General features: G+C 28.0%; 5 protein-coding genes and 1 pseudogene. 2 read left to right on the top strand and 4 right to left on the bottom strand.

Annotated elements, in window-relative coordinates; translation table 11 throughout:
• The first annotated feature begins 364 nt into the window (after positions 1–364).
• Positions 365–715: a hypothetical protein gene (locus U9R42_01830; protein MEA3494753.1), complete on the top strand. Its 351-nt coding sequence runs from the start codon at positions 365–367 to the stop codon at positions 713–715.
• Between the two features lie 18 nt (positions 716–733).
• Here the strand turns inward: U9R42_01830 and U9R42_01835 are convergent, their stop codons facing one another.
• From U9R42_01835 to bamD, 4 genes and pseudogenes are all read right to left on the bottom strand, one after another.
• Complete coding sequence (locus tag U9R42_01835; protein MEA3494754.1) at positions 734–1,684, bottom strand: LamG-like jellyroll fold domain-containing protein; 951 nt, start codon at positions 1,682–1,684, stop codon at positions 734–736.
• 5 nt (positions 1,685–1,689) lie between these two features.
• A pseudogene (coaBC, locus tag U9R42_01840) lies at positions 1,690–2,956 on the bottom strand (bifunctional phosphopantothenoylcysteine decarboxylase/phosphopantothenate--cysteine ligase CoaBC).
• Positions 2,956–3,312, bottom strand: coding sequence for a DNA-directed RNA polymerase subunit omega (locus U9R42_01845; GenBank protein MEA3494755.1), 357 nt, complete (start codon positions 3,310–3,312; stop codon positions 2,956–2,958). Before U9R42_01845 ends, coaBC begins: the two are co-directional and overlap by 1 nt.
• On the bottom strand, positions 3,296–4,120 hold the full coding sequence (gene bamD, locus U9R42_01850) for an outer membrane protein assembly factor BamD (protein ID MEA3494756.1): 825 nt from the start codon (positions 4,118–4,120) through the stop codon (positions 3,296–3,298). The genes U9R42_01845 and bamD overlap by 17 nt, the downstream gene beginning before the upstream one ends.
• A gap of 202 nt (positions 4,121–4,322) precedes the next feature.
• Between bamD and U9R42_01855 the strand changes: the two genes are divergently transcribed.
• Entirely contained in the window at positions 4,323–4,922 is a 600-nt protein-coding gene (locus tag U9R42_01855; protein MEA3494757.1) for a YigZ family protein, read from the top strand.
• Positions 4,923–5,342: the final 420 nt, after the last annotated feature.

Below are 5,342 nucleotides of genomic sequence, written 5' to 3' on the forward strand. Positions count from 1 at the left end.
TTCCAATCCATACTCAAATGAAAATTATTCCGATTCAACGGAAGTTATTGAGATAAGTATTAAGGCAAATGCAGTATTTGGCAATATCGAATTTTTTAGATAGCATAAAATATTTGTTGGCTAATTAATAATTATTATTATCTTTGCTCTTGATTAGTAAAGATTTCTTTAAATATTTTACATTAAGTATCTCTAAGTTCAGATACTGAGTGATGTGTGTTAAATAAAATGTTATTTTGAAAAAATATTATTTAGAGTTATTTTGTATTAAAGAGATATATTTTCCAAGTTTGGGAAAAAATAAAAAAAATGTTTTGCTGAAAATCAATATAATACAAAGTCGGCAAAAATATTGAGTTAAAATATGTTAAAACAAAAAAATATTATGATTCTACCGATTCTTTCTAAAAGAAATAATTATAAGAAAAATTTTGAACAATTAGATTTTGTGGCAAAAAGAATTAAAGACATAGGACGACCTGAGAATCTTGCTATAATTGAAATATTAAAACAATATGGCAAGCTTACTCTGTTAGAAATTAGTAAGGAATTATCAATGAGTAAAGATGATACAACGGATTGCGTAACTCAACTAATTTCAAAGAATTTAATAATTGAATCCGCTAAAGGAGAAGAATCTATCTACCTTATTAAAGATAAAAAGTTAGTTAAAATCTTCAATTATATAAAAAATTCAAACTTTTTTATTGCTTAAAAATTGATTGAATATTTCTTATCTTTTTACAAACTTATAAATTTGTCTAAAAGAATTTGTACCACTAACAATCTCAATAAAATACAAGCCTGAACTAAAATCAGAAATATTTATTTCTGATTTATATTTACCTTCTAAAATTACTTTTCCTTGAGAATTAAAAATTCTAAATGATTCATTATTTATTGAATTTGCAATTCTGAGAACATTAGTTACCGGATTTGGAAAAATAAATATTTTTGAATTAGTCATTGATAAGACAGAATATGGGTCATGATAATATAATTGCAAAATTTCCTCCTGCTTTAAAGGATAGTCAAAAATATAAATATCGTCAACTTTACCTTGCAAAAATTTATGTTTAGAAGTGTCTGTTTCTGATGTTCTACCAATATAAACATTAGCAGTAGTTGGTGAGCAAAGACCTGAAAGACTTGCCTCTCGCTCAAACACTCCATCAATGTACATTATTGGCTTCTGCCCAATTTTTCCAACATCAAGGTACAAATGATGCCAGGTGTAAAAATCATAGTTGTATTGCGATTTTAATAACTCATTTGTTTGAGTATTATATTTTATTTTATAAACGGGTGGTGTAGCACCAACAAAAATATCAACTGTAGAAAAAATTTCCTTACTACCATAATCAACAATGATAGTAGAATAATAAACACTTTCAACATAAAACCAAAGTGAAATAGCAAAGTATTTATATTTACCAACGGGTAAAAGCAAATAATCATCAATTCCATCAAGTTTTATTGCAGTATTATCAGTATTAAATCGATCAGTTGTAAAATGAGGATCTCCAAACGCAACAGCATCATTTGTACTAATGCTATCATTAAAGTTTTGATTAAAAGGGAAATAAGAAATTAGATTATCAGAAACATCAGCTCTAAAAGCAAAAAGCAAAACTATAACTAGAAATAATGAAAGTATTTTGAATATTGGCTTAAGTAATTTCATTTTTCTTAGGAGGATTTTTCAAACTTTATTAAATAATTAATTATATCATCTGCCACTTCATCTTTTGGTTTAAGAGAATATTCTTTAATGCCTCCAAACTTGTTAATTATAGTTATTTTATTTGTATCAAAACTAAAGCCTGCACCCTTATCATTTAATGAGTTAAGAACAATAAAATCTAGATTTTTTTTCTTTAACTTTTGCTTAGCATTTTCAATTTCATTATCAGTTTCAAGGCTAAATCCAACAAGTATTTGATTATCTTTTTTTATTTTTCCAAGATTAAGAAGAATATCTTTTGTCTTTTTAAGATGCAAAATCATTTCATTTTTTTTCTTGATTTTTTTATCCTCTACTTTGGCTGGAGTAAAATCTGCTACTGCTGCTGAAAGTATTGCTATATCACAGTCAGGAAAAAGCTCCATAGATTTCTCATACATTTCTCCTGCTGTTTCAACATCTGTTTTTATAATATTTTCATTCTTAATATTCAAATTTGTAGGACCGCTGACTAATAATACTTTTGCACCCTTCTCAGCAAGCTTTTCAGCAATAAAATACCCCATCTTACCGGAAGAACGATTGCCAATAAATCTTACAGGATCAATAGGCTCATTGGTTGGTCCGGCTGTTATTAGGATATTTTTATTTCTCAAATCCATCCTTTTCGCTTATAATTTTAAAATAACGTAAATCAAAAAGAAAATTTAATGAAACTTCTAATAATTATTTTTTCAGAAGTTTATTCAACTGATGAACAATATCTTCGGGTTCAGCCATACGTCCTTCACCACACAAGCCACTTGCAAGCTCACCTTCCGGTGAAGAAATTATGTGATGTCCTCTTTGCTTAAGTTCCTTTAAATTCTTTTGTGTTGCAGGATGTTTAAACATATTCAAATCCATTGCAGGGGCAATTATCACAGGAACTGATGTTGATAAATATGTAGCAAGCAAAATATTATCAGCCTGTCCACAAGTCATTTTTGCCATTGTATTGGCTGTAAGTGGTGCAATTAAAAAAGCATCAGCCCAATCAGCTAACTCTACATGGCTATACCATTCTCCTGAATCTTCTTCAAAAAATTTGTAATAAACAGGGTTTTTTGATAAAGTTGCCAGTGTGAGATGAGATATAAAATTTTTAACAGAAGACGTTACTACTACCTTGACTTCACATTTTTGTTTTATCAACAAACGGATAATGTATGCTGTTTTGTAGGCAGCAATACCTCCTGTAATACCAAGCAGTATTTTTCTGCCTATTAACATTATATCTCCTTCTTTTCGCTTTCTTCTTTGAGTATTTTTTCCTTTTCAGGATTGCGAAAATAAATGTTATCATCATTCAAATACTCAAATAATGAAACCAATGATGCTTTTGGAAGTCGCTCATAATGAGCAGATATTTCCATTTGTTCACGGTTATCAAAAATTTCTTCTAAATTATCTGTTCGTGGTGCAAATTCGTCAAGTTTTTCGTGTAATTCTTCCTTTTCTTCTTTTGCCAATTGATTTGCTCTTTTTGCAAGAACAGCAACACTTTCGTAAAGGTTACCTGTCAAATTATTTATTATTGTAATATCTCTAGGATTTGCATACCTATCTACATTAATTCTTTCTTTCATTTTTTAACTTTAATTTATCTAGTTGATTTAAAGTATTTTTATAAATATTTTTTGCTTCAATAGCATATTCTGAATCTTCAAACTCCTTAGTATTCTCTTCATAAAAAACACGTGTATCTTCAAGTCTCGCATGTTGTTTAGTTACAACACTGTTTATTGCAAGCTCATAATATGAATCAATCATAATAAAATTAAGATAACTTCTATCTTCAATCATTGGAAATTCTTCAAAAAGATTTTGCAATGACCATATTGTTGCCTTGTAATCTTGAATTTTATAGTATAATTTAGCCTTGTGAACAGCCTTTTTTTCTATTTTTAATAATAATTTATCAATATATTCATTTGATTTTTCAACCTTATCACTATTCGGAAATTTATTAACAAAAAGCTGAATTGCTTCAATAGCTCTTTCCGAACTTTTCTGGTCAAGTTCTACAGGTGGTGATTCCAAATATGTACAGTAAGCAAAATAATATAAACTCTCCTCGGCATACTTCCCATAGGGATAAGTATCAAACAAGTTTTTAAACCTATTAGCAGCTATTATGTTACTTCCCAAAGCATACTGACAATAAGCATACATATATTTTATCTTTTCATTTTTTGCAGATGCCCGAAAAAATGGTAAAATATCTTCAAGAAGTAAAACAGCCTTACTGTATTCCTTTTCATTGAAATAATCCTTTGCCATTTCATACTTTTTTTCAATATTATCACCTTTTAGCACTTTATGATATTCACTACATGATGAAAATAAAAGTAGAAAAAGTAGAAAAAATCCTGTATTTTTTGTTAATTGTCTCATATTTTAAACCGCAAAGATATGCGTTTTTGTTAAAAAAAAATTACATTTAGATTATTTTATTAACAGCCCTTAAAAATTATAAAACATCTAATTAGTGTCTCTAAGAAAACTCTGCAAAATTAGATTTTTAATCACGGATGTTGCTTATGCAAATTCCATACACAAATTTTTTGTTTCAAATATATTGATGTACTTTTGAACCATGGCAAAATACAAAACTCTTAAATATCGTTCAGAAGGAGAATACAAAGAAAAGGGTAGTAAATTCTACGGCTATGCTCAATTTGTTTCATCAGAAAAAAATGCAAAAGAATTTCTTGAACAAATTAGAAATGAACATCATAAAGCACGACATCTTTGCTATGCTTACAAAATTGGTATTGATAAAGATAATGCAATCATCAGAACAAATGATGATGGAGAACCATCAAATACAGCAGGTATGCCAATACTTAATTACATAAAAAAATACGACCTATCCTTTGTTGTAATTGCTGTTGTAAGATATTTTGGAGGAGTTTTATTAGGTAAAGGAGGACTTATAAATGCTTATGGCACAGCCGCAGAAGAAGCAATTAAAAATGGGAAAATCATTAAAGGTGTTGAACGTGAAAACTTAAACATTGACCTTAATTTTTCTGATTTCTCAAAGGTTATGGATATTTTAAAAGAGAAAAAATATAAAATTATAAATCAAAAATTTGACAAAAAATGCCATATAAAAATTGAATTACCTAAAGACGATATTAACGAACTAAAAATTCGGTTAAAAAACTTTTCTATTGATAAAATTACAGTTTAATTAGTGCCTCTTAGAAAAAATCTATTTTTATAAAATGAATTATTTTTGACCTGCCTTTGCCGTCAGGCAGGTGAGATTTTTACTTTTTGGAAATGAACTGATGCCTTTGCATCAGTGATTTGAGAAAAATAAAAATATCGCAAAAAGAAACATTTTTAATTTTGTAGAGTTTTCTAAGAGACACTAAATTAAGAGGAAACATACGGATAAACATGGAAGATTATCAATTTGTTGCACACTTTCAGTGTATCTTGAGATTGGATTTATCTATTAAATCCAATCTCAAGTATTACGTATTTAGTCTTTCTAAGAAAACACCAAATAACAAATTTCAAATGACAAATAAACACCAAATAATAAAATTCCAATTTTTCAAAATGTTTGAATATTAGATAATTGGTTATTGAGAATTATTTGTTT

The organism is Bacteroidota bacterium (assembly GCA_034723125.1).
GTDB lineage: Bacteria > Bacteroidota > Bacteroidia > CAILMK01 > JAAYUY01 > JAYEOP01.

What these genes read in the sequence shown, in the direction of transcription:
- U9R42_01830 (MEA3494753.1), top strand. Translation starts at nt 365, where the DNA reads ATGTTAAAACAAAAAAATATTATGATTCTACCGATTCTTTCTAAAAGA.
- U9R42_01835 (MEA3494754.1), bottom strand. Translation starts at nt 1,684, where the DNA reads ATGAAATTACTTAAGCCAATATTCAAAATACTTTCATTATTTCTAGTT.
- U9R42_01845 (MEA3494755.1), bottom strand. Translation starts at nt 3,312, where the DNA reads ATGAAAGAAAGAATTAATGTAGATAGGTATGCAAATCCTAGAGATATT.
- bamD (MEA3494756.1), bottom strand. Translation starts at nt 4,120, where the DNA reads ATGAGACAATTAACAAAAAATACAGGATTTTTTCTACTTTTTCTACTT.
- U9R42_01855 (MEA3494757.1), top strand. Translation starts at nt 4,323, where the DNA reads ATGGCAAAATACAAAACTCTTAAATATCGTTCAGAAGGAGAATACAAA.